This window comes from Geminicoccus flavidas (genome assembly GCF_009806515.1).
GTDB lineage: Bacteria > Pseudomonadota > Alphaproteobacteria > Geminicoccales > Geminicoccaceae > Geminicoccus > Geminicoccus flavidus.
This window is the reverse complement of sequence record NZ_WUJP01000234.1, coordinates 1-3033: the sequence shown is the minus strand read 5'-3', so window position 1 is coordinate 3033 and position 3033 is coordinate 1. Positions and strand designations below refer to the sequence as shown.

General features: G+C 67.2%; 4 protein-coding genes. 1 reads left to right on the top strand and 3 read right to left on the bottom strand.

Going from position 1 to position 3033, the window contains the following annotated elements:
* Window positions 1-183 (top strand): hypothetical protein (locus EQG76_RS32070; protein ID WP_235031232.1); only part of this gene is annotated, 183 nt, incomplete at its 5' end.
* A gap of 247 nt (window positions 184-430) precedes the next feature.
* Here the strand turns inward: EQG76_RS32070 and EQG76_RS06645 are convergent.
* The 3 genes from EQG76_RS06645 to EQG76_RS06635 all read right to left on the bottom strand — a co-directional run.
* Complete coding sequence (locus EQG76_RS06645; RefSeq protein WP_159711747.1) at window positions 431-1057, bottom strand: glutathione S-transferase family protein; 627 nt, start codon at window positions 1055-1057, stop codon at window positions 431-433.
* Window positions 1058-1064: 7 nt separating this feature from the next.
* The gene (gene preA / locus EQG76_RS06640; RefSeq protein ID WP_159711745.1) at window positions 1065-2342 is read right to left on the bottom strand and encodes an NAD-dependent dihydropyrimidine dehydrogenase subunit PreA; all 1278 of its coding nucleotides are present in this window, start codon (window positions 2340-2342) and stop codon (window positions 1065-1067) included.
* A gap of 13 nt (window positions 2343-2355) precedes the next feature.
* Window positions 2356-3033: FAD-dependent oxidoreductase (locus EQG76_RS06635; protein WP_159711743.1), on the bottom strand; the 678-nt coding region annotated here is incomplete at its 5' end.

Sequence of the window (3033 nt, the reverse complement as noted above, 5' to 3'; positions counted from 1 at the left end):
GGCCCAGACTGCACCAGACATGCCCGTCAGGGCCAAGACGAGGCTGACCATGACAAGAACAGCGGCAGGAGGAAAGCGTCCACATCGCCGTTCTCCCTGATCTTGTTGCGTTCCGATCCTGATCGTCAGGCGGGCATGAAAGATGAAATGACGTCCGGACGCCTGTCAGATAGAATAAGATAAAGTCCGAACGCTGCTGACATGCAGAAGGACTTTGCCCAGCATGTCTAAATCTCAATGCTATTGTTTTGCTTCTAAGCTTCGCTTGGTTAGCATAAGTCTGGAGCTGCCGTGGTGCAACCCGGCAGTGCGCCGGATCGGGTCGGGCTACTGCCAGAGCCGGATGCTGCCGTTCTTTAAATCGCGGCGTCGTGAGCGTGCCTGCTCGTCTCGGCAGGCCCCGAACGCATGTTGAAAGCGATCAGGATGCTCACGCCGGCGGCGAGAACGCCTGTGCGATTTCCCGGAACACCGGCAGCGCCTCGCACCGGTCCGAGTGCGCCCCCAGTGCCGGCCAGCGCTCACGCTCGAACCGGCCAGGATGGGCGTCGTTCAGGAAGCGCAGTGCCACCGCGACCGCGACGTCGGCATGGCCGATCCGCTCGCCCGACCACCAGGGGCCGGCCCGGTCGGCGCGCTCGGCCTCCAGCACGTCCAGCACCGCGGCGATCTGGCGGGCACAGCGCTCGACCCAGACCGCGGACTTCTCCCGGTGCAGGGCGCCCTCGTAGAACAGGCTCACCGCCTTGTCGGCCAGACCCATGGCCAGCGCGCAGGTCTTGAGCGTATGGCGGCGCGCGTTGCCGGCCCGGGCGATCATGGCCTCGTCCGGCGAGACCAGCCCGTCCAGATGGTCCAGGATCGCCGCACTCTCGATCAGCACCTCGCCATCGTCCAGCACCAGGGTCGGCACCCGGATCAGCGGGTTGTAGGCGGCGATCTTCTCGGCATCGCCGAACACCGACCAGGGCCGCTGCTCGAACGGCAGGCCGTAGAGGCGCAAGGCGATCGCCACGCGCCGCACGAAGGGCGAATCGTATTGGCCGATCAGGAACATGCCGAACTCACTCGGCCGCCTTCAGCCGCATCGGGTTGTTCGGGTGCATGCTCCAGTTGAGATAGGGCCGGCCGGTGTCGCGCTCCTGCATGGTGATGCAGTCGTCCACCGGGCAGACATGCATGCACAGGTTGCAGCCCACGCACTCGGCCTCGTTGACCACATACTTGCGCTTGCCCTGCTCGCGCAGCGCGAAGATCGACTGGTGCGACGTGTCCTCGCAGGCGATATGGCAGAGCCCGCACTTGATGCACAGGTCCTGGTTGATGTTGGCGACGATCTTGTAGTTGAGGTCGAGATCGCCCCAGTTGCGGTAGTTGCGGGTCGCCAGGCCCATGAACTCGTCGATGGTCCGGTAGCCCTTGGTGTCCATCCAGTTGGACAGGCCGGACGCCATGTCCTCAACGATCTTGAAGCCGTAATGCATGGCCGCGGTGCAGACCTGCACCGAGCCGCAGCCCAGCGAGATGAACTCCGCCGCATCCCGCCAAGTCTCGATCCCGCCGATCCCGCTGATCGGGATCTCGCCACAGTCCGGGTCGCGGTCGATCTCCGCTACCATGCCGAGCGCGATCGGCTTGACCGCCGGGCCGCAATAGCCGCCATGGGCACCCTTGCCGCCCACCACCGGCTCCGGCGCCATCCGGTCCAGGTCGACCGCGGTGATCGAGTTGACCGTGTTGATCAGGCTGACCGCGTCCGCCCCGCCCTTCACCGCGGCGCGTGCCGGGGCCAAGATGTTGGTGACGTTCGGGGTGAGCTTGACGAACACCGGCATCCGGGTCGCCTGCTTGCACCAGCGGGTCACCATCTCGATGTACTCGGGCACCTGGCCTACCGCCGACCCCATGCCGCGCTCGGACATGCCGTGCGGGCAGCCGAAGTTGAGCTCGACCCCGTCCGCACCAGTCTCCTCGACCAGCGGCAGGATGCCCTTCCAGGCCTCCTCGGTGCAGGGCACCATCAGCGAGACCAGGATCGCCCGGTCGGGGAAGTCGCGCTTGACCCGCTTGATCTCCTGCAGGTTCACCTGCAGCGGCCGGTCGGTGATCAGCTCGATATTGTTGAAGCCGGCCATCCGCTGGCCGCGATAGGTCACCGCACCATAGCGCGACGAGACGTTCACGACCGGCGGGTCCTCGCCCAGCGTCTTCCAGACCACGCCGCCCCAGCCGGCCTTCAGCGCCCGGACGACGTTGTATTCCTTGTCGGTCGGTGGTGCGGAGGCCAGCCAGAACGGGTTCGGCGACTTCACGCCGGCAATGGTGCAGCGCAGATCGGCCATGACGTCGCTCCTCTCAGATGGTGGTCGGGCGGTTGCCGGCCGGGGTTGCCGACAGGGTGGCATGGATCGAGCGCGCGGCCTGCTTGCCGTCCTCGACCGCGACCACGGTGAGGTCCTGGTCCAGCCCGATCGCGTCGCCGCCGGCCCAGACCTTGGGCAGGGTGGTGCGTCGTTCGGCGTCAACCACGACCTTGCCGCCCGCCAGCTCCAGCCGCATGGCGCTGCCGTTCAGCACGGTCGGCACCAGATGCTGGCCCACCGCCTTGAACACCTGGTCCGCCGGCAGCACGAAGCGCTCGCCCGTGCCGGCCAGCACGCCGCCTTCCCCGACCCGGGTGTGCTCCAGCTCAATCCCGCTGACCGCACCGTTCCCGCCCAGGATCCGCACCGGGGCCACCCAGGTGCGGATGGTCACCCCGTTGGTCTGCGCCAGCTCCTGCTCGTAGCCGGTGGCCCCCATCTGCGCCGGCCCGCGCCGGTACGCGATCGTGACGTTGGCAGCACCCAGGCGCCGGGCCTGGATCGCCATGTCGATCGCGGTGTTGCCGCCGCCGATCACCACCACGTCCCGGCCGATCGGCAGGTCGCCCTTGTCCGGTGCCTGGCGCAGCGCCTCGATGAACGCCACCGCGTTTTCCACGCCCGGCAGATCCTCTCCCTCGATCCGCAGCGCATTGCTGCCGCCAAGCCC